We start from the raw sequence: 20254 nt of genomic DNA, 5'->3' as shown, positions 1-20254 counted from the left end.
CCCGCTGCACACCGTGTCAACATTCGTACGCTTCGGATAGTCATCTCCACCCCCATTAGCTTGGCTTCAGCCCAGTCTAGGCTTGCGCCGCTGGGTTTCAATCGAAGTTACGTTTGCTAACGCCTGACCGTCCCGGTCGTTCCCGCCAGCCTACCCCGCGACCGCGACCACACGCGCTTCCCGCGTCGTCGGCACATCGGCAGCGCTGGCGCGCGATTCCGGCAGCTGCCCATCGAACTGATACCCACTCGCCTCATGCAGCTCCCACGCCCCTTCACCCAGCAAGCGCAGCACATGGGTATGGTGGCGCAGTACTGCCGGCCGGTGCGCAATACTGATCAGGGTGGTCCCGCTTTCACGCAGGCGCGCATACAGCGAGGCTTCGTTGCTGCTGTCGAGCGCACTGGTCGCTTCGTCCAGGATCACGATGCGCGGTGCGTGCACCAGCACGCGGCCGAAGGCCAGGCGTTGCTGTTCGCCGACCGACAACAGCTTTTCCCAGTCCTGCTCGGCGCCCAGGCCGCCGACGCGCTCGGCCAGGTGGGGCAGGTGGACCTGCTCCAGGATATCCAGCAGCTCCTCGTCGCCCAGGTCGGACTGCGCGCTCGGGTAGATCAGCTGGCTGCGCAGGGTGCCGTGCTGCAGGTAGGGCTGCTGGGGCAGGAAGAAGAAATCTTCCGCAGGCGGATGGTGGATCGCGCCGCTGCCGGTATGCCACAGCCCCGCGATTGCGCGCAGCAGCGAGCTCTTGCCGCAACCGCTGTCGCCGGTGATCAGGAGCGCGTCGCCCGGCCTCAGGGCCAGGCTCAGCTCCTTGATCAGCACACGCTCGGAGCGTGGCGGATGCAGGGTGAGGGCATCCAGCGCGAGACGCTCGCCCGGATGGCGCTGGATGCGCGGATGCTTGATGTCGGCATCAAGCTTGGGTTCCGCGTCGGGCAGCACCAGCCTGGACAAGCCCTGCAGGCGGTCGATGCCCGCCACGAAGCGGCTCAGGCTCTCGAAATTGTCGACGATGACGCCCACCGCAGCGAGCACGGCAGTAAATGCCCCGGCTGCCTGGATCGCCCGGCCCACTTCGAGTTCGCCGGACAGGACGCCCTGGGCCAGGATCACGAAGGGCAGCACCAGCGTGAGCTGGCTGAAAGTGCGCTGGAACAGGTTGAGGTTGCGTTGCTTCTTGATCAGGCGGGCGAAGTTCTGGATTACCTTGTCGAACTTGCTGTCGATGTGGGCGCGCTCTTGCTCCTCGCCGCGGTAGAAGGCGATCGACTCGGCGTTTTCGCGCACGCGCATCAGGCTGAAGCGGAAGTCCGCTTCCAGCCGCAGCTGCCAGAAGTTCAGGCGGATCAGCGGGTTGCCGAAGACGTAGAGGGCGATCGCGGTACCTGCCAGCGCGTAGACCGCCAATACGCCGACCAGCAGGTGCGAGATCGACCACAGCACGGCGCTGAAGGCGACCAGCTGCATGATCGAGCCGAGGAAAATCAAGAGGAAGTGGATCGACCTGCCGGTGAAGGTGTTGATGTCTTCGCTGATGCGCTGGTCGGGGTTGTCGATCTCGCTGCTGGAGCCGAGCTCGTAATATTTGCGCCCCTTCAGGTAGCTGTCGAGGAAACGGCTGGTGAGCCAGCGCCGCCAGTGGTTGGCGAACAGGTCGCGCATGTAGTAATAGAAGGCGTAGATCGGGATCGCGAAGGCCAGGATGGTCAGGCAGGCCCGCACCGATCCCCAGAATCGGCCGCCGTCCTTGCCGGCCAGCGCCGAGGTCATCTCGCCGGCCTCGTTGTTGAGCATGACGGCGAACTTGGTCTCGACCAGCATCAGCACGATCAGGAGCGACAGCAGGAACCACGCCTTCTTTTTTTCTTCTTCCAGCCAGTAGGGCTTAGCGACACTGACGAATTGCTTCCATGCAGCGAGGGACAAGGGCGCCCGGCGCCGGTTCTTGGTGGCGGCCGGAATGTCGTTCGTCGCGGCGTTGGTGCTGGCAGGGGTAGGCATGGTTCAGTTTCGGTAAAGCTGCAGTAATCGGCCAGTGGTCGAGCTCATGGAATCGGGCAATGGATGCGCCCCGTCACACCTCAAGCATATCCCTGGCCAAGAGTTCGTTCTGTGCGGAAACGGACATAGCAGGCGTTGCCTTTTTGGGACAAAACCGGCTGGAAAACGTAGGGTGGCCGGATTTTCCGGCCGCGCGTTCAACTCCGGTGTGATTTGCCGCTGTGCATCGGTGACCTGAACGCACGGCCGGCGCAGCCGGCCACCCTGCCGCCAGGGGAAGCGGAACAGCAACGTGGCCAGGGCGACGCTTGCCTCAGGCAGCGTTGACAGCGCCCAGCAGCAGTTGGGCGTCGATGGGCTTGACCAAGTGGCGCTTGAAGCCGGCTGCCAGGCTGCGCTGCTCGTCCACACGTGCAGGGTGCCGGGAACCAGGACGCGGCGCAGGTGTGCCTTGCTGGTTTTCATCCCATCGTTGGCCTTGCCAAGCTCGGCCTTGCCCATCAGCGTACCGCCGCGGTCGTGGTAGAACTCGACGTCGTCGGCAAGGAAGGCATTTATCGCAGCCGGATCACGGCGGCTATAGGCGTCCCAGTAAGAGGCGTCGGCCTTGCGCACTGCGGCTTCCCAGCCTGGCGTGGCAGGAGCGGCGCAGGCGGCGCCCATGCATGTTGCGAGAAGAAGGAGGGGCAGGGCAAGACGTTTGAAAGCATGCATGGCATTCGGCGGCGAAGGCGAATAAGGCCAAGCCTACCGCCATACATGATTGCAGAAAAGTAATTTTTACCTACGCCGCCTGCGCTTCCTTGCGCTGGAAGGTCATCGGGACGCTGCCATCGCGCGGCGCCGGTTCCGGCAGCAGCATGGCGAGCGTGTGGCGGTCGAGCTCGGCGAGGTAGGCGGCGGTGGCGTTGGTCAGCACGCCTTTGAGCGCGCAGGCCTTGACCAGGCCGCAGGGATTTCCGCCCGGGTCGAAGCACTCGGCCATGTAGAAATCGCTCTCGCTCTGGCGCACCACGGCGCCGATATTGATTTCGTCGGGCCGGTGCGCCAGCCGGAAACCGCCGTTGCGACCGCGAATGGTCTCGATGACGCCATTGCGGCCCAGCTCGTGCACCACTTTCATGAGGTGGTTCTTGGAGATGCTGTGCAGGTCCGCGATTTCCTGGATCGTCACGAGCCGGCCGGGATTGCTGCCGAGGTGGAGCAGGGTCCGCAAGGTGTAATCGGTGAAGGAAGTCAGGCGCATGATCGGCCAAGTATATCGCATACGCCCTTATACGGAGGGGCCCCTGACGCCGGAGAGACACTTTAACCAGTTTTTACATATCATTGCTTGCCTTGCCGGCGTTGTCGTTTCAATATGGGAGCTAGCCGCGCCATTGCCGCTGCCCTACGCAGGAGCATGCACATGCAACCGAATCTATTCGCCGTCCACATCATGCACGCCGACCCGATCATGACCGTTGGTATGCATGCCGTTTTGTCCGGGAATCCCGGCCTGCGCGTCAGTACCCAGCTGGGACAGCCGGAGGCCCAGAGCGTTGCGCGGGTGCTCATTACCGACTACGACGCCGGCATCGCCTTGGCGCGCCAGCCCGCCGGCAAGTCCGCGGTAGCCGGGCCGCCGCCCGGGGTGCTGGTCGTTACGCAGTTCGACAAGGAGTGGGAAGTGCGCCTGGCGATGGATGCCGGGGTGTCGGGCTACCTGCTGCAGTCCTGCGCACCGGACGAACTGTCGCACGCGGTCGGCCTGCTGGCGCGCGGCCAGCGCTACCTGAGCGAATCGATGACGCGCAGCGTCGCCGACAGCCTCACGCGCGAAGCGCTCACCGGGCGCGAGACCGACGTGCTGGAGCTGCTGGCGCAGGGCTGCTGCAACAAGTCGATCGCACGCAAGCTGGGGATCGGGGTCGGCACCGTGAAAACCCACGTCAAGGGCGTGATGAGCAAGCTCGATGCAACGGCGCGCACCCATGCGGTGGTGGTGGCGACCCAGCGGGGGCTGATCCGGCCGGGAGGCGGGGCAAGTGCCGGGGCCTAGAACCGACGATTCGCGGCAATTCACGGGCAGTTCAACCACCGCCGGAACTGCCGCGATTTATCATCGTCAACCTGTCACCGCGTGGGCAGGAAACCTGCCCACCCTACGATTCGCGGCAATTCACGGGCAATTGTGAATTGTCCGGCATGCTCCTATTCACGCGGCGATCAGCTACTCACCACCCATTCACCCTCGCGCAAGTACGCAACCCGGCTCTTGCCCGCATTCTTCGCCACATACATGGCCGCGTCGGCGCGCGACAGCAGGGTGTCGGCGGTATCGCCCTGCAGGTAGTGCGCGACGCCGATGCTGGCGCCCAGTTCAAGGCGGCCTGCGACCCCGGCATAGGGCTGGCCGGCAGCCTCGAGGATCTTGCGGCTGACCTCGATGGCGTCGTAGGACAACTCCGGGACGTGGTCGAGCACCACCATGAATTCGTCGCCTGCCAGCCGCGCCACCAGGTCGGTGCGCCGTACCGCGTGTTCCAGGCGGCGGCCGAATTCGATCAGCACGGTGTCGCCGGTTTCATGGCCGAACATGTCATTCACCGCCTTGAAGCCGTCGAGGTCGATGAACAGTAATACCAGCGGGCGCGGAGCCCGCGTTGCGGCCTCGATCGCATGCTGCAACTGGCTCATGAATTCATAGCGGTTTGGCAGGCCGGTGAGAAAATCGTGGGTGGCACGGTAATGCAATTGTTCGGTCATTCGGCGCTGTTCGGACACGTCGCGCAGGAAGGCGTGGAAATACTGTTCACCCGCGAAGGGGACCACCCCGACCGTGACTTCGACCATGATTTCAGAGCCGTCCTTGCGCAAGGCCGGCACCTCGACCCGCTTTTGCCGGGCCTGTTCGCGGCCATCGCGCAGGAAGGTGCTCACTCCGTCGAGATGGCGCTGGCGCAGCCGCGGGGGTGTCAGCAGCTCGCTCATCGGCTGCCCGATGGCTTCCTGTGCCGACCAGCCGAAGGTGGTCTCCGCCTGCTTGTTCCATTCAGTAATGATGCCTAGCTCGTTCATGCCGAGGAAGGCGTCGTTGGCGTTATCGATGAGAAGACGGATTTTTTGTTCCTGGCTGCGCAGCCTGTCCTCGTTCTCCATCTGGGAAGTGACGTCCCGTACCGTGCAGTACAGCAGGCTGTTACCCGCCTCGCGCGTATTCCATTCGAGCCAGCGGTAATCACCTCGCCGGTCGCGAGAGCGGTTGCGGAAGCCTTTTGCCAGTCCTCCCTGGCGCACGGCCGCGGCTTCGGCCCGGGTGCGGGCGACATCGTCGGGATGAACGTAGTCGATGAAGGGGCGCGAAGTCAGTTCTTCCGCAGTCCACCCCAGGGTTTCAGTCCACGATGGATTGACCTGGACCAGGAAGCCGCGTCGGTCAGCAATGGCAAGCAGGTCAGGCGACAGCGCAAAGAAGGCCTCGCGTTCGGCCACTGCCTGCTTTTCCTGCGTAATATCGATGACCTGCGCAAGGAAACATTCAGGACGGCCGGCAACGTCGCGGGTGAGTGACACAGTGAGAAGGCCCCACATGATGTCCCCGTTGGCTTGGCGATAGCGTTTCTCGAGGTGGTAGCAGTCGATTTTCTCGGCCAGGACCTGGTTCATCAGCCCCAGGTCACGCGGCAGGTCGTCAGGATGCGTGACGTCCTGGAAGGTCCGCGCCATCAAATCGTCGCGCGCGTAACCCAGCATACGGCACAGCGCAGGGTTAACCTCCAGCCAGCCGCCATGCAGCCCAACCAGCGCCATACCAACGGCGGAATGCGCAAACGCGCTGAAAAAAAAGTTGGCGGCCGGGGAATGCATGGCATCTCGATACCTGGGATAAGGTACCGCTAGTGTAACTGAATTAGTGATCGTTAATAAAAAATCACCTATCAGAACTACCAGGTTCGACGCAGCAGGGAAGTCACCACCATGATGCTGCGCCTAGCTCAGGCCAGGCCGGCCAGGCGCGCATTGCGTTCGCGTTCGAGCTTGGTGATATACCGCTGCACGCCCGCCATGCCGCCACGCGAGATGTCGATGAATCGCAGGCCGAGACGGCGGTTGGATTTGTTGTTCAACAGGGTGATGTCGAGCGAATTGCGCACCTGCAGCGTCACGGTGACCGGTCCGATCTCGGGCAGTTCGATGCGGCAGTTCGGGAAGTCGGCGCCGATCGTGGTGTCGAGCTGGAGCTTGTTGTCGAGGATGGCGATGCCGCCGCAGCTGATGTCGTGCAGCGGGAATACGGCGGAACTCGCGCCCGTGCTGATGGCGAGCTCGGGTGGCAGCGGGATGATCGCGCGCACCGGGTTCGACACCGGCGTCTCCATCCGGTAATACTCGCGGCGCTGCAGGCGGATCAGGGTCGCGGGGATATCCGCGCGCAGCGCGTCCCTGCCCTCGAACTGGGTCGGGCGCAGCTCGTCGGCCGTGAACAGGATGCGGATCTTGTCGAGCGAGGTCTCGCAGCGCACCTCGCCAGCGGCGACGATGCGGTCGTTCTGGCTGCGGTCGATGGAGCGGTCGAGCACCATGGTGTTGGTGTCGGGATCGACCTCGAGGATCGAGGTGACGCAGACATCGGCCTCGCCCTTGACCAGCATGCGGATCAGCTGGTGCTTCTCGCCGATCTGGCGCAGCAGCGCCACGATTTCACGGCGCGACTCCACCTCGTAGTCGTGCCAGTTTTCCAGTTCCTGATTATTCATTGCTTATACCGGCGTTCGCCGCGTCGTCCAGGTTGAGGTGGGGCGTCGGATCCGGCGGGGACATTGGGGTCCCATGCTTTTGAGCCGACTCAATATGATATAGCCATGCCAACAGTTCCGCAATTGCGCGATACAGGGCAGGGGGGATCTCACGGTCGAGGTCCACGCCCATCAGCAGCTGGACCAGCTCTTTCGACTCGTGCACGAAGACCCCGGCCTCGCTCGCGCGGCGCATGATCTGCTCGGCGACCAGGCCCTGGCCCTTGGCCACGACCCTGGGCGCCGCGTCGCCGGCGCCATAGGCGATCGCGACGGCGTTCTGGCGCCGCTTCGTGTCCTTGCCGGTCATCCTGCCTGCTCGTCCGCCTGGGGGCGGGGTCCGGCATCGGATGCAGGCGCGCGTACCTCGAAGCCGGCCAGCTGGGTGCCGGCCGCATCCAGCGCGCCGGCCAGGCTCCCCATGTGCTGGCGCAGCAGGCCGGCGGTGGCCTCGCTGCCGGCGGCAAACTGCACCTGCAGGCGCCCGCCGCTGAAGCTCAGGCGCGCGTCGAGTTCGCCGAGCTCCGGGAAATGCAGGCGCAGGCGGCTGTGCCAGGACGCTTCCGCTTCGTCGGCGCCGTCGTGACCTTCGTGCGTATCACGGGCGACTTCCAGCTGCATCGGCTGGCCCGGCCACAAATTGCCCTGCCACGCGAGATGAGCCTGTTCCTGGGTCGCCAGCTGCAGGTTGATGAACTGGGCGGTGGCCGGGTCGAGCGGCGACTGGCGCACGCCTTCGCGCGCCAGCTGCTGCTGCGGTTCGGCATTGAGTTCGGCGAGGCCGCGGGCGCCCTGCGCCCATTCGGCGACATGCGATTCGTAGAACAGGCCGCTCTTGCCGACCGCCTGTTCCAGTCCTTTCGCGATGCTGGCGGCATCGGCACCGCTGGCCGCCACCAGCGGGGCGCGGCCGACCAGCGCCGTCATCGGCGACTCGGCACTCAAGGCGGCGGCCAGCACGCCGCCGATGGTCTTGCCGGCCTGGCTCAGCGTGGTGGTGTTGGCCTCAAAGCTGCCGAGCAGTGCACCGGCGCCGGCCGCGGTCGCCTGCAGCAGGGCGGCGGTGCGTCCGGCCGCGGCGGCGCCCTGGGCCGCGCCGCCTTCGCGCATGGCGAGCGGCGCCTTGTCTGGGTCGGTGCCTTGCGGCAGCGGCGGGCCGGCTTCGGAAAACACCGGCGTGGCGCCTGTGCCGACCTGGAAGGTAGGGCGCGGGGAGACCGACAGCAGGGTCAGCGGCACGTCTGCCCCGACCTGGGCGCCTGGCGGCAACTGCATGCGGGCGGCGATGTTGGCGACCTTGACGACGAAGCTGCCGTCGGCCAGCTTGGCCAGGACTTCACCGTGGAGTGCCTTGCCCAATTGTGGAGCGAGGGCGCGCGCGAAGGCTTGCTGCTCGCGCGGGTTGGCTACCTGATCGGCCGGGATGACCGGGCCGGTGCGCACGACGGCAGAGACGAGGTCGCGCGGAAGCATGCTCTACAAAAGGCCTTGCGGCCCTAGATACCGTAGGCGCGGGCGACGCGGCGTTCGGTCGAGGTGTTGCTGATCAGGGCCGACAGGCGCGCCATCCACGGGGTGGTGAGGTCGCGGATCTGGCGGTCGGCGGCAAGCATGCGGCGGATCGCATCGACCTTCTTGACGCGTGCGGCGCCGGCCAGCGGCTGCGGCTCGTGTTCCTTCAGCTGGCGCACGTGCAGGGCGCACTGCTGCTCGAGCTGGGTCAGGCGGTCCCAATCGTTGTCATTGGCAGCGCGCAGCATCTGGTCGGTGATCACCGCCATGGTCTCGTACACGTCGACGATATCTTCGCTGGTCATCTGTGGCATGGTTCAGGCACTCATCAGGGTCGGTGCGCGCATTGGCGCAGGGGCGGCGGCGGCGGCGGCAGGCGCGGCGGCCAGCGGGTCGATCGCATTCCAGGCGTCGCGCAAGTCGGACAGCAGGGCGTGCACTTCTTCCAGGATCGCCGGGTCGTTGGACAGGTTGGCCTTGAGCAGGCGCGCGCTGATGTATTCGTACAGGGCGTCCAGGTTCTCGGCGATCTCGCCGCCAACCTTCTTGTCGAGCGCGGCGCGCAGGCCGTTGTCGACGATGTTGATGGCTTTCGAGATGGCGGCGCCCTTGGCGGCGACATTCCCGGCTTTCATGTTGCTGATGCCGCCCAGGATCGACACCAGGGCGCCGTCGTACAGCATGACGATGAGTTTGTGCGGGGAGGCGGACGCGACGCCGGTCTCGAGACCGACTTTCGCATAGGCGCCAACGCCGCGTTGCATGGTTCCAAACATCTTGTTCTCCAGGTACTGTGAGATTAGCCTGCGTTCGCGCTGAGCGCCGCAAGCTGCTGGGTCAGGTATGCCGAGGTCGATTGCATCGACATCAGGGCGCTGTCGAGCGCGGTGAACTGGGCCCGGTAGCGTTTTTCAATGGTTTCCAGGCGCGCGCTGAACCGGTCGCGCGCCGTAGCAATGGACTTGATCGAGATGTTCAACCCGTCGGTTTTGTTGGAGATAAGGCTGTCCTTGCCGACGAAGCCGGTGGCCAGGTTGGTCAGCTCGAACGCAAAGCCCTTGGAAAAATTGACGGTACCGCGTTCGCCAACCAGGCCGCCATTGATCGACACCTGGATGCCGTCTGCGGGCGAACCCGCGGCAGCGGTCAGCGCCTGGCCATTGCCGGTTGCGGCGACGCCCCCGATCGTGCCTTCGACATCCTTGCCGGCCTCTGGCGTGGCGCTGCCGAACACGATGTCGGGCGAGCTGCCGCTGACGCTGGCGATCGCCAGGTTCGAGGTCGAGCCGTATTTGCTCGAGGAGATCGACAGTCGCCCGTCGCCATCGACCTTGGTCTCGACCGTGTCGCCGGCGCCTGCGAAAGTGGTATTGCCATTCACCGCCGCGCGCAGCATGGCTGCCAGCTGCGCATTGGTGTAGGTGCCGGCGGCCAATGTGATGTCCTGGGTCTTCTTTTCGCTGACCGGGTCGGTCTGGTTGAGCGTGATGCGCCAGGTCGTGTTCGCGCCGATCGTGGTCGCTCCGCTCAGGGCGGCGGCACTGGTGAGCGTGCCCTGGCTGGCCAGGCTGGTGATATTGATGCCATAGGTGCCGGGCTTGGTGGCCGCGGACGACTTGTCGAACTTGATCATGCCGTCGGTAGCGCTGCCCACCGCCGCGAACAGGCCGCCGATCTCCGCATAGTTGTCGTTCACGGCCTTGTTCAACTTGGTCGTATCGACGGCCAGGCTGCCATCCCTCTGGAAGGTGATGCCGACCTGGCCGAGCGTGGTCAGCTTGCCTCCCAGGCCTTCGACCGCGCCGCCGAGCTGGCGCCGCAGCTGGCTCTGGATCGAGCGCACCGACGCGTCGCCCTGTAGCGCGCCGGCTTTCTTGGTTTCCGAGTTGTAGTCCGTGAGACTGGAAATCGTCTTGTTCAGTTCGTTGTAGGCCTTGACGAAATTGTTGACCGCCGTCGATATCGAGGCAGTGTCACGGGTCACGTTCAGGTTGGTGCTGCCGGTCGCGGTGATGTCCAGCGAGACGCCCTGCACCGCATCGGTGACGGTCGTGCTGCTGCTGCGGATGTCGATCCCGTTCATGTTGAGCAGGGTATCCTGGGCGGCGCTGGTCTGGGTCAGGCCCTGGGCGCCGGAGGGATCGTGGCCGAGCAGGGCGGCGATGGCCGGGTCGGCCGGCTGGCCGTCGGCGCCGTCGACGCCGATCTTCATCGACGATTTGGCGCCGGTCTTGTTCGAGGTCAGCACCAGGTGGTAGGGGTTGTCGCCGCCGTCCGAGACGATGGTGGCGGTCACGCCGATGTTCGCCTTGTTGATGGCGTCGCGGATGCCTTGCAGCGACTGGCTGCCGGCGTCGAGGGTCACCGTGCCGCTGGCCTGCGCGCCGTCCTGGGCAAACGCTGCGCCGCCGAGGTAGCTGCCGGCACTGCCGGCAACCAGGCCCGCTGCTCCCGGATTGCTGCCGCCGACCATGATCTGCTTGCCTTCGCTTGAGCTCAGGGTCACGCCGGCGGTGGTGGTCACGCTGGTGCCCGTGTTGGCCACGCCGGCGCCTTCGAGGCCGCCGGTGACGGCGCCGCTGCCGCCGATCGCCTCGAGCACGGTCAGGTTGGAGCCGTCGGCCGCGGTGAACTGCAGGCTGCCATCCTGGGCGTTGCCGGTGAAGGTGATATTGGCCGTCGCCAGCGCCGCGCTGACGGTGCCGCCTGCCAGCGCGGCATCGATACCGGCGGCATCGAGCGTGGCCCCGGTGCCGGCCTGGCTCGCGATTGCGACGCCGCCCACCGACAGGGTATAGCTGGCGCTGGCGGCGGTGGTGACCGGGCCAAAGCCGGCAAACAGGTTGGCCGCGCTGGTGGCAGTCCCGGCCTTGGCGGTGACGCCGGTGGTTTCGGTCTTGGCATTGATCGCTTCGGCCAGCTGGGCCGCGCTGCGGGTGGCCGCGCCGGTGGCGATGACGGTGCCATTGACCGACAGCGAACCGTTGCTGATGCCGCCAGTGGCGATCGATGGACCCAGCGCCGTGCCGGCCACGCCAAAGCTGCCGCCGCCGATGCTGCCGAACTGGAAGGTCAGGGTGGTCTTGGCGCCGCTGCCGATGGTGGCGCTCATGCTGGCGCGCCCGGCAGTGGTCAGGCTCTGGGCCGAGGCCAGTTGCGACACGTTGATGCTGTACTTGCCAGGCACCGCGCCGGTGCCGGCGCTGGCGCTCAACAGGTCCTTGTTGCTCGACAGTGAATTGAGGGCGCTGAAGGTCGAGGGAGAATTGAGCGAGGTCAGGGCGCCCTGGAAGCTGCCGACCGCGGCGTTGACCTTGGCCAGCGCGGCCAGTCGGGTCTGCAGCGCGCCTGCCTTCTTGTCGAAGTTGGCAAGCGGCGCCGCCTCGGCCTGCATCAGCTTGGCGATGATGCCGTCGACGTCGAGGCCGGAACCGATACCGGATGAACTGATGCCCACTTTGTTTCTCCCGTGAAAGCGATAATGTAAGTCATTATCGGCAGAAGCAAACCGGACTTAAGAGCGGGAAAGGTATCCCAATTCAAATAGTTAAAGATAGGGATGACAGGCAGACATCATTCGCCGGTTCGGGTGCCGGCGGCAGGCGTGGGAGCGCGGCGCGCGTTCCGGAAAGGAAGGCACGCCGGCTTGGGCAAAGCGGGTGAAACCAGTTCAGGCGGTCTGGCTGATCAGGAGGCCGCGCATCTTGTCGATGGACCTGGCGATCTCGAGCGCTTCGACCGACGGGATCTGGCGCACGACTTCGCGCGTGCCCTGGTCGATGATCTTGACGACGATTTCCTTGCTCTCGTCGTCGATCGCGAATTCCAGGCTTTGCAAGGTGGCGGCCATGCCTTCGTTGATCTTGCGGACGGCATCGTCGACCTGCTCGCGCGACGGCTGCTCGCGCGCCGGCGTCACGGCACCGGCGGCGTCGGCGTCGGCGGCTTTCACCGTATTGGCCGGCTGCGCGTTTTTCTGCTCGATCGCCGGGAGCGTGCGCTCCTCCAGCCGCGCCGCCACGGGTGAACCAAGAGATTGGATGTTCATGTGACTCCCTAGCAAAAATTCCCCGGCTGAATTTCTTCAGCCGAGGAACCGTTTTACAGCACGGATGGACTAGTTAGTCCGTCGATAATTAACCACGCAGCAGCGACAGGACACCGTTCGGCAGCGAGTTGGCCTGGGCCAGCATCGAGGTGCCAGCCTGTTGCAGGATCTGGCCGCGGGTCATTTTCGCGGTTTCAGCAGCGAAGTCGGTGTCGACGATGCGGCTACGCGATGCCGACAGGTTCTCGGTGGTCGACGACAGGTTCGAGATTGCCGATTCGAAACGCGACTGCAGTGCGCCGTATTCAGCGCGCTGGCCGTTGACTGCGCCCAGGGCTGCATCGGCAACCTTGATGGCCAGCTGTGCGCCTTCGAAGGTGCTCACGTCGAGGTTGGCGACCGACTTCAGTTCCGACGAGCCGGTCGTGCCGCCGCCGTCCAGGTTGAAACCACTGGCGTCGGTCACCGAGAAGCTCTTCTCGGAGTCCAGCACCAGGCGACCGACGGCGGTAGCGCCGTCGGCGCCTTCCGTGGCCGCTGGGGCAGCGACTGGCGCGCCGGTTGGACCGTAGGTACCCATGGTCGCGTCCGCAGCGGCATCGGCCGAGGTGTTCTTCAGCTTGATGTCGTTGCCTTGGGCGTTGGTCAGCTTCAGGCCGCCGTTATCCGCATCGTACGATGCGGTAACGCCGGTCTTGGCCGATTGGGCATTGAAGGCGCTGACCGCGGCGGCGTAGCCGTTCGAGTCGGCGGCGCCGACCGAGAACGAGACCGTGACCGCGGTGCTGTTGTCCGAAGTCAGCTCGAAGGAGAACGACTTGTTTGCGGTGGCCATCACCAGGGATTCGGTCTTGGCGCTTGCGGTGACGCCGGTTTCGCCGCTCGAATTGTTGATGGCCGCTGCGGTCGTCTTGGCAGAGTCGCCGGCGTTCACGGTGATGCTTTTCGAACCTTCCGAACCATTGATGGCCAAGGCGCCGGTAGTGACGCCATTGGTGGCTGCGGTGCCGGCCTGGACTGCACTGGCGTCAAGGCGGTTGTTGCCGTAGGTCGAGGTGCTGAAGTTCGAACCAGTCATCGAGATCAGCTGGCCGGCATTGGCGCCAACCTGGAAGTTCGCGGTGCCCATCGAGCCGTCCAGCAGCTTCTGGCCGTTGAATTCGGTGGTGTTCGAGATGCGGTTCAGTTCCGAGGTCAGCTGGGTGACTTCAGTCTGCAGTGCTTTACGATCGCTGGCCGAGTTCGACGAGTTCGACGACTGGACTGCCAGTTCGCGGACACGTTGCAGGATGTCGCCGGAGCTCGACAGGGCGCCTTCAGCCGTCTGGGCCATCGACACGCCGTCGTTCGCATTGCGGGTTGCTTGATTCATGCCGCGGATCTGCGAGCTCATGCGGTCCGAGATTGCCAGGCCAGCAGCGTCGTCCTTGGCGCTGTTGATGCGCAGACCCGACGACAGGCGCTGGATCGAGGTGTTCAGGGAAGCTTGCGAGGTCGACAGGTTACGCTGCGAGTTCAGGGATGCGACGTTGGTATTGATTACGGATGCCATGGTGTTTCTCCAGACTAGGTCTTTCAGGGGTGGGCTGCCTTGCCCTGTTCACTTTGGTGCGCCACGCTGTTCCGTGACGATCACACCGCTGTTGTTGCTGGTAACGTGCTTTGCGGCAAGAACTTGAGGGCTGGCACCCAATTAATTTCGCGTTTTTTTTCTCAAGTTCCTCTGGGCGATACGTCTAAACGACCGTGAATTTCCGAACTTTAGGGCAAAAAAACTTTTATTTTTCCTCTCAAGGACGCGAAAAAAACCTATCCGCCAGCCCATGGCGGCCCGAGAAGCGTGACGTCCTGGCAAGAAAGACTGACCCGCCGCGAATAATTTTTCTCCAGATGAGCCGGTGTGATGAACAAATGTTACGATTTTGTCGGGCGCTGCCCAATGGACGATAAAACGAACAACCGCAGTTCTTGCCCGGAGACAGAAATGAAGACGATTGCAGCAGGATGTGCCGTGTTGGCGCTGGCACTGGCGGGATGCGCCTCGGCGCCCGACACCGATCCAACGCCGACGATGGCGGAAGTCGCCGCCGACAGCTTCAATACGGCCGGTCAGGACGGACACACGATGACCGGTAGCCGCCTGACCAAGCGTACCTCGACCGACCGCATGCTCAAGGCGGTGGGCGCACAAGGCGCCAAGGACGAGATGCGCAACGCGCCACGGCCGGGCGCGCTCGTACAATAAGACCGGTTAATCTTACTCTCAGGCAGGTTAGCGCAGCTTAATTAGCGACCACGACCCGGTTCTTCCCGGTCTGCTTGGCCTGGTACATGGCGCGGTCGGCCCGCGCCATCAGGCTCTCCTGGCCTTCGTTCGGTACCCGCAGGGCGACGCCGCAGGAGAAGGTGATCAGCATCTTCTCGTTTTCGTACAAGAAGAAATGGCGTGTCAGCTCGCGCTGCACCCGCACCATCGCCGCCGCCGCCGCCTCGACCGTGGTCTCCGGCAGCAGGATCAGGAATTCCTCGCCGCCGAAGCGGGCGATCACATCCATCGAGCGCAGCGTGTCGCGCACCACCTTCACCAGGTGCTTCAAGGCGCCGTCGCCGGCCAGGTGGCCGTAGGTATCGTTCAGCTTCTTGAAATTGTCGAGGTCGAGGATCGCCGCGCACAGCGGCGTGTTGCGGCGGTCGGCGCGTGCACTCTCGCGTTCGTACACTTCTTCCAGGCCGCGCCGGTTCAGGCTGCCGGTCAGCTGGTCTTCGCGCACCAGCTCGCTCATATGCTGGAGTTCCGCTTCCAGCAGGCGGATGCGTTCCTCGGCTTCCTGCACCTCGCGGTGCACCGCCACCATGCGGTCGCGCGAGGCCAGCGCTTCGTCCTGCGCCAGGCGGGTCTCGCGCAGCACTTCTTCCAGCACGTCGTTGAGTTCGTCGATGTTGGCGGCCCCGCTGATGCGCTTCGAGAAACCGCCCAGCTTGGCGTGGTAGTCGCCGCTCGAGGCCGCCGCCGAACCGAGGCGGTCGATGAAGGTCATCATCATGTTCTTCACGGTCGCGCGCACGTCCGAGATGCTGTGCTTGAGCTGGCCCTGCTTGAGGATCACGTCCTTCAGGCTGCGGGTCGCGTCTTCCAGCGAACGGGTGTCGAGCGGGCCGGAAATCAGGTCCTGCACGGCGGCAATCTGGCCGCGCATCCAGCTGTCGTCGTCGAGCAGTTCGTTGACGTTATCCAGTAGAAGGCGGAACAGGCGCAGCAATAGTTCGCGCTGCTCGGACTGGTCGCCGCTGTGCAGCTCCACCTGGTAGCACAGCTGCTTGAGGCGGCTTGAAAGTTCACCGAGTTCCTCGCCGCGCGCCTGCTTGACGGCGCCGCCCAGCGTTTCGGCCTCCACTACCAAATCCTTGCTGCCGGCCAGCAGGGTAGCCAGGGCAAAGGCCAGAGAACGGACGAGCATGTCGCGCAGGTGGCGCATGTCCGGGTCTTCGTCGCCCATTGCCATCACCGGGGTGTTGCGGCGCAGGTGGCGTTCGGCCATCTGGCCCAGCGCCTGGGTATAGGTGCTCCAGTCGGCGGTCTTGGCGGCGCGCTGCAGGCGGCGGCCGTATTCGGAGACCTCGCCGGGCGTATCGGCCAACCGGCGCGCGAACGCTTCCAGCACGTCGGCTGCCGGGTTGGCGACCGGTGCCGGCGAGGCAGGTGGAACGCCCGCGATCTCATCATAGATGGCGCGGTAGGCATCCGGGGTCGGCGCAATGCGGCGCGTCGCCAGGCGCCGGAACGCTTCACGGGCGATATCGGCAGGGTTCTGGCCGGGGACGACAGGGGAGGGGGACGACGTGGTGGACATGGCTGTAATGACGCGGATTGCTGTTTGGCGTAATGATAAGCAACTTTCTTGCCAACCATCAATTAAAAAACAGTAACAAATCTTTCTGAGGCTAGATTCGCAACTCTGAAGGGTTCGGCGCTCCCTAGTACCATTACCTGTGATTCACCGCTAAACCGTAGGGTGGGCAGGGCATATCAGGCCAGTGGCCTGATATGCGCCCGCGCGGCGATAGTTAGCGTAGCTAAACCACACTGCGTCCGTGCTACCGCTGGTTGAACGCGCGGGCAAGAAACTTGCCCACCCTACGGGTCAGCGGCGGTTCGTAGGTAACGGTACGGGAACGCCCACCCCACCCCAGACAAGCTAGCCCACCAACTGGTTCCGAATCGCATAATGCGTCAACTCGGCACTGTTCTTAAGCTTCATCTTTACCAGTAAACGGGCGCGGTACTCGCTGACGGTCTTCACCGACAGCGACAGTTCGCGGGCGATGTCGCTCACCGACATCCCTGAGGCAATCATGGTCAGGGTCTGGTATTCGCGGTCGGACAAAGCGTCGTGCGGCGGCGCGTCGTGGTCTTCGCCGACCTGGGCGGCCAGGGTCTGGGCCAGCGCGGCGCTGACATATTTCTGGCCGGCAGCCACCTGGCGGATTGCCGTAACCAGCTCGCGCGGGGCGCTCTGCTTGGTCATGTAGCCCGACGCCCCGGCTTTCAGCGAGCGGATCGCGTACTGGTCTTCCCGGTGCATCGACAGCATCAGCACGGCCAGGTCGGGCCAGTCCTTGCGCACCTGTTTCAGCACTTCGATGCCGTTGCGGTCGGGCAGGGAGATGTCGAGCAGCATCACGTGCGGGCGCGACTTGCCGACCAGCTTGATGGCGTCGAGCCCGGTTTCCGCTTCGCCGGCCACGATGATGTCGCCCTGCTCGGCCAGGATCTGCTTCAGGCCTTCGCGCACGATGGCATGGTCGTCGGCGATGAATACACGGATGGTTGCTTTGTCAGTCATTCTGTCCTGCGCTGTTGCTCAACTCATGGGCTGGCGCCTCGTGCGGAAGTCGCGGGGCAGCCAGCCTAGTCTTGATAGTCACCATCGTGCCACCTCCGGGCGCCGGCGACAAGGCCAGCGTACCGCCCAGCGCCTTGGCCCGCTCGCTCATCCCGCGCAGCCCGAAGGATTGCGGCTTGAGGCGGTCGGCGGGTTCGATGCCGCGGCCGTTGTCGCAGATGACCAGGGTCAGGTGGGCACGCTGCTGCCGCAGCGACACCGTCACGCGGGTGGCGGCGGCATGCTTGGCGATATTCGTCAGCGCTTCCTGGAAGATACGGAACAGTGCGGTCGCGTGGTCATCGTCGAGAAGAATGTCCTTGTCCGGGCTGCGGAACACGCAGGCAATGCCCATCTGCTTCTCGAATTCCCTGGCCTGCCATTCCAGCGCGGCCACGATGCCCAGGTCGAGCATGGTCGGGCGCAGGTCGAGCGAGATCCGGTGCACCGCCTCGATCGTGCGATCGACCAGGTCGTCGAGGTAGTTCGCCTTTTCCAGCAGCACCGGCTGCTCGGGCAGGCGCGCGGCCAGCATGGCCAGCGCCATCTTGATGGCGGTGAGGTTGCCGCCGAGGTCGTCGTGGATCTCGCGCGCGATGCGGGCCCGTTCCTGTTCCTTGACCTGCTCGATGTGATCGGTGAGCTCGGCCAGCCGCGAGCGCGAGCGCACTACCTCGTGCTGCTCCTGCTTGCTGTCGCTGATATTGGTCATGATGCCGTCCCACTGCACCGCGCCGCCATCGACGGGGTGCGGGGTGGCGCGCAGGTTGATCCACTTGACGTCCTTCCAGGCGTCGATCCAGATCCGGCCTTCCCAGTTCCAGGCAGTCAACTCGTCGCGCGAAACCTGCATGCATTCCAGGTAGCCCTTGCGGTCTTCCGGCAGGATCAGCCCTTCGAACAGGCTGGCGTCGCGCTGCAGTTCGAGCACCGATAGCCCGAGCAGGGCCTGGCAGCCGTCGCTCAGCCACGGGAATTCAAGGCGGCCGTCGCCATAGTGCGCGAGTTGGAACACCAGTCCCGGCGTGTTGCGCACGATGGCGTCGAAACGCGCCTGCGACTGCGCCAGCGCCTGGGCGGCCGCCTGTTCGAGGGTCAGGTCGTCGGCGATCGCCAGCAGCAGCGAGCGGCCGTCGCGCACGATGCGCAAGAAACACAGTTTCACTGGATAGCTGCTGCCATCGAGCCGCCGCAGCCGGGTGCGCAGGCCCACCTGGGCGCCGACTTCCTCGCCCAGGCCGGCCAGCAGGCTTGAGAGCACGGCCGGGTCGAGCGCCGGCGCGATGGCGTACACATCCATCGCGCCCAGGCTTGCGGCGTCATGGCCCAGGTTCAGGCGCGCGGCCTGGTTGGCGTCGACGATGCCGAGGGTGGCGGCGTCGAGCAGGTAAATTTCAGAGGCGGCCGCCTGCATTTCGGCGGCAAGGGTCGGATTCGGACTCATGAGTGTTCGGTGTCGGCCTTCTTGTCGGCGAGGGTCTGCTGGCGCACCTTGAACCGCATGCCCAAGCGCCGCAGGACGCGCGACAGGTGGCTGGGCTGGCGCCCCGCACGGCGCAGCAACTGGCGCAGGCCGCGCCGCGCGGCATAGACAGCCACCCGGGTGCGGCGCCAGAAGGCGCTGGCGCGCTGTAGCGTTACCCGCGCGGGCAAGCGCGTTTTTTCATCCCGATCGGCACCCGTATTTTTTCCGCTCATGAGCGCATGATACGGCAACAAGGCGCTCCGGAGACAGGTGCCGTTACAATACCCACCATGAACAAGGCATTTGTAAAAGAGTCCGACAACGACGACGATGACGGCGAAGCGCTGGCGCTCGCCCAGGCCATTCCTGCCGGGGCCAAGAACTACATCACGCCCGCCGGCTACCAGGCCATCAAGGACGAGTTGCTGCAGCTGATCGACGTCGACCGTCCTGAAGTCGTGCGCATCGTGCACTGGGCCGCCTCGAACGGCGACCGCTCGGAAAACGGCGACTACATCTACGGCAAGCGCCGCCTGCGCGAGATCGACCGGCGCATCCGCTTCCTTACCAAGCGCCTCGATTCGGCCGCCGTGGTCGACCCAAGCGTTCACCATGGCAACGACCAGGTCTTCTTCGGCGCCACCGTCGCCTACCTGAACAAGGCAGGCGAAGAGCACACCGTCACGATCGTCGGCATCGACGAGCTCGACCCGCTCAAGGGCAAGATCAGCTGGGTCTCGCCGGTGGCGCGCGCACTCACCAAGGCCAGGGAGGGCGACGTCATCACCCTGCAGACCCCGCTCGGCGCCGAAGAGCTGGAGATTCTTTCTGTTGAGTATCCGGAGCCGATCGCCGACTGAGAGGGGGAGGGCTGGTAAGATGAGCAATTCGGCGTTTTACCCCTCTTCCATGAACCGGTCCAACGACACCGCGCGCGGCGCTGCAGCATTGGCCGACCCTTTGGCCGCGCTGCGGGCCGCCACCGGCGCGCGCCACGAGCGGCTCGACAGCGGCCTGCCCCTGTCCGCTCCCGCACCCTCCCTGCCCGACTACGCCGGGCATTTATTGATGGTGCGCGACTGGCTGCTGCCCTTGCAGGCCTGGCTGGACGGTTATGCCGACGGCCCGCAGGCCGAAGCAAGCCTGCCGCCGACCCACCGCCTGTCCCTGATCGACGCCGACCTGCGCGAGCCCGGCATGCCGGTGCCGCCGGCAGTACGCCCTGCCGCTGAGTGGCCGCGCGGCGCCAGCGCCGCCTACCGCTGGGGCGTGGCCTATGTGATCGAGGGGTCGCAGCTGGGCGGCGCCGTGCTGCATGCGCGCCTGGCGGAACGCTTCGGACCGCATCCGCTGCGCTACCTGCGCGGCGAACAGGGTGGCCCGGGGCCGCGCTGGCGTGCTTTCATGCTGGCGCTGCGCGCGAACGTGCGCAGCGCGGAAGAGATTGCAGAGGCCTGCGCCGGCGCTTGCGCGGCCTTCGACAGCATCCTGGAACTCGTGCCGCAAAAATAATTCAAAAATAGTCCGCGCCGATGCCGATCCCGTGTCGATATCGCTTCGCGCC

General features: G+C 64.9%; 20 protein-coding genes. 4 read left to right on the top strand and 16 right to left on the bottom strand.

The annotated features are described in order from the left end of the window. Positions 1 to 150: 150 nt before the first annotated feature. The 3 genes from HGB41_RS06255 to HGB41_RS06245 form a co-directional block, all read right to left on the bottom strand. On the bottom strand, positions 151 to 2004 hold the full coding sequence (locus HGB41_RS06255; protein WP_171082317.1) for an ABC transporter ATP-binding protein/permease: 1854 nt from the start codon (positions 2002 to 2004) through the stop codon (positions 151 to 153). A 3-nt stretch (positions 2005 to 2007) separates the two neighbouring features. Beyond that, the gene (locus HGB41_RS06250; protein ID WP_171082315.1) at positions 2008 to 2718 is read right to left on the bottom strand and encodes a nuclear transport factor 2 family protein; all 711 of its coding nucleotides are present in this window, start codon (positions 2716 to 2718) and stop codon (positions 2008 to 2010) included. Positions 2719 to 2788: 70 nt separating this feature from the next. Continuing rightward, positions 2789 to 3250, bottom strand: a complete 462-nt coding sequence (locus HGB41_RS06245; RefSeq protein ID WP_171083440.1) for an RrF2 family transcriptional regulator — start codon at positions 3248 to 3250, stop codon at positions 2789 to 2791. Between the two features lie 162 nt (positions 3251 to 3412). On the opposite strand from HGB41_RS06245, the gene HGB41_RS06240 reads away from it, so the two are divergent. After that, the gene (locus HGB41_RS06240; protein ID WP_229422849.1) at positions 3413 to 4045 is read left to right on the top strand and encodes a response regulator transcription factor; all 633 of its coding nucleotides are present in this window, start codon (positions 3413 to 3415) and stop codon (positions 4043 to 4045) included. A gap of 167 nt (positions 4046 to 4212) precedes the next feature. On the opposite strand, the gene HGB41_RS06235 is transcribed toward HGB41_RS06240, so the two are convergent. From HGB41_RS06235 to HGB41_RS06195, 9 genes are all read right to left on the bottom strand, one after another. Beyond that, positions 4213 to 5853, bottom strand: a complete 1641-nt coding sequence (locus HGB41_RS06235) for a PAS domain S-box protein (protein ID WP_171082313.1) — start codon at positions 5851 to 5853, stop codon at positions 4213 to 4215. Positions 5854 to 5981: 128 nt separating this feature from the next. Further along, positions 5982 to 6743: a flagellar brake protein gene (locus tag HGB41_RS06230; protein WP_171082311.1), complete on the bottom strand. Its 762-nt coding sequence runs from the start codon at positions 6741 to 6743 to the stop codon at positions 5982 to 5984. Continuing rightward, positions 6736 to 7092: an EscU/YscU/HrcU family type III secretion system export apparatus switch protein gene (locus tag HGB41_RS06225; RefSeq protein WP_171082309.1), complete on the bottom strand. Its 357-nt coding sequence runs from the start codon at positions 7090 to 7092 to the stop codon at positions 6736 to 6738. The genes HGB41_RS06230 and HGB41_RS06225 overlap by 8 nt, the downstream gene beginning before the upstream one ends. Next, positions 7089 to 8255: a flagellar hook-length control protein FliK gene (gene fliK, locus HGB41_RS06220; RefSeq protein WP_171082307.1), complete on the bottom strand. Its 1167-nt coding sequence runs from the start codon at positions 8253 to 8255 to the stop codon at positions 7089 to 7091. Before fliK ends, HGB41_RS06225 begins: the two co-directional genes overlap by 4 nt. 23 nt (positions 8256 to 8278) lie before the next feature. Continuing rightward, positions 8279 to 8608, bottom strand: a complete 330-nt coding sequence (locus HGB41_RS06215) for a flagellar protein FliT (protein WP_229422847.1) — start codon at positions 8606 to 8608, stop codon at positions 8279 to 8281. Positions 8609 to 8611: 3 nt separating this feature from the next. Continuing rightward, positions 8612 to 9070, bottom strand: coding sequence for a flagellar export chaperone FliS (gene fliS, locus HGB41_RS06210; protein ID WP_171082305.1), 459 nt, complete (start codon positions 9068 to 9070; stop codon positions 8612 to 8614). Positions 9071 to 9093: 23 nt separating this feature from the next. Continuing rightward, positions 9094 to 11751, bottom strand: a complete 2658-nt coding sequence (gene fliD, locus HGB41_RS23945) for a flagellar filament capping protein FliD (RefSeq protein ID WP_171082302.1) — start codon at positions 11749 to 11751, stop codon at positions 9094 to 9096. A gap of 213 nt (positions 11752 to 11964) precedes the next feature. Then, a complete protein-coding gene (locus HGB41_RS06200; protein WP_171082300.1) occupies positions 11965 to 12342 on the bottom strand; it encodes a flagellar protein FlaG in 378 nt (125 codons plus the stop codon). A gap of 88 nt (positions 12343 to 12430) precedes the next feature. Next, positions 12431 to 13894, bottom strand: coding sequence for a flagellin N-terminal helical domain-containing protein (locus HGB41_RS06195; RefSeq protein WP_171082298.1), 1464 nt, complete (start codon positions 13892 to 13894; stop codon positions 12431 to 12433). A 432-nt stretch (positions 13895 to 14326) separates the two neighbouring features. On the opposite strand from HGB41_RS06195, the gene HGB41_RS06190 reads away from it, so the two are divergent. Further along, positions 14327 to 14587, top strand: a complete 261-nt coding sequence (locus tag HGB41_RS06190; protein WP_171082296.1) for a hypothetical protein — start codon at positions 14327 to 14329, stop codon at positions 14585 to 14587. Positions 14588 to 14624: 37 nt separating this feature from the next. On the opposite strand, the gene HGB41_RS06185 is transcribed toward HGB41_RS06190, so the two are convergent. The 4 genes from HGB41_RS06185 to HGB41_RS06170 all read right to left on the bottom strand — a co-directional run bounded on the left by HGB41_RS06185 (position 14625) and on the right by HGB41_RS06170 (position 18878). Then, the gene (locus HGB41_RS06185; RefSeq protein ID WP_171082294.1) at positions 14625 to 16193 is read right to left on the bottom strand and encodes a GGDEF domain-containing protein; all 1569 of its coding nucleotides are present in this window, start codon (positions 16191 to 16193) and stop codon (positions 14625 to 14627) included. Positions 16194 to 16538: 345 nt separating this feature from the next. After that, positions 16539 to 17186, bottom strand: a complete 648-nt coding sequence (locus HGB41_RS06180; RefSeq protein WP_171082292.1) for a response regulator — start codon at positions 17184 to 17186, stop codon at positions 16539 to 16541. Beyond that, positions 17179 to 18669: a sensor histidine kinase gene (locus tag HGB41_RS06175; protein ID WP_229422845.1), complete on the bottom strand. Its 1491-nt coding sequence runs from the start codon at positions 18667 to 18669 to the stop codon at positions 17179 to 17181. Before HGB41_RS06175 ends, HGB41_RS06180 begins: the two co-directional genes overlap by 8 nt. Continuing rightward, positions 18666 to 18878 carry a hypothetical protein gene (locus HGB41_RS06170; protein WP_171082291.1) on the bottom strand — a complete coding sequence of 71 codons (213 nt, stop codon included), beginning with the start codon at positions 18876 to 18878 and terminating at the stop codon, positions 18666 to 18668. The genes HGB41_RS06175 and HGB41_RS06170 overlap by 4 nt, the downstream gene beginning before the upstream one ends. 102 nt (positions 18879 to 18980) lie before the next feature. On the opposite strand from HGB41_RS06170, the gene greB reads away from it, so the two are divergent. Beyond that, a complete protein-coding gene (gene greB, locus HGB41_RS06165; RefSeq protein WP_171082289.1) occupies positions 18981 to 19550 on the top strand; it encodes a transcription elongation factor GreB in 570 nt (189 codons plus the stop codon). A gap of 49 nt (positions 19551 to 19599) precedes the next feature. Beyond that, entirely contained in the window at positions 19600 to 20202 is a 603-nt protein-coding gene (locus HGB41_RS06160) for a biliverdin-producing heme oxygenase (RefSeq protein WP_171082287.1), read from the top strand. Positions 20203 to 20254: the final 52 nt, after the last annotated feature.

It is taken from the genome of Telluria aromaticivorans (assembly GCF_013003915.1).
In the GTDB taxonomy this organism is placed as follows: domain Bacteria; phylum Pseudomonadota; class Gammaproteobacteria; order Burkholderiales; family Burkholderiaceae_D; genus Telluria; species Telluria aromaticivorans.
Note: the sequence above shows the minus strand (reverse complement) of the source record. Positions and strands in the feature narration are given on the sequence as shown.